This is a genomic window from Pseudomonas sp. BP01, assembly GCF_022760795.1.
Classification (GTDB): domain Bacteria; phylum Pseudomonadota; class Gammaproteobacteria; order Pseudomonadales; family Pseudomonadaceae; genus Aquipseudomonas; species Aquipseudomonas putida_Q.
This window is the reverse complement of sequence record NZ_JAFBKA010000129.1, coordinates 1-261: the sequence shown is the minus strand read 5'-3', so window position 1 is coordinate 261 and position 261 is coordinate 1. Positions and strand designations below refer to the sequence as shown.

Annotated in this window: 1 protein-coding gene; it reads right to left on the bottom strand. The window is 58.2% G+C overall.

The features are described from left to right. On the bottom strand, positions 1-261 hold a 261-nt coding region (locus JOY50_RS28790; protein ID WP_243056204.1), incomplete at both ends, for an immunoglobulin-like domain-containing protein.

Below are 261 nucleotides of genomic sequence, written 5' to 3'. Positions count from 1 at the left end.
TGGTGTCGGTGACATCCACTTTCGCAGCGCCGCCCAACTCCAGGTTTTCGAAGGTGGCGCCGGTAGCGTCTACCGCCGATTTAATGCCAACGCTGATTTCACCGGCGTCGTTGTAAACGTCATCGCCCTGCGCGTCGTGGGTGTACGGCGCGCTGGTCTCACCGGCCTTGATGGTGACCTGAGCGTTGTTGCTCAGGGTCACAATCAAGTCGTGAGCAAGCGGTTGGTTGATATGCACGGTGAACGTCGGTTTGACGTTCT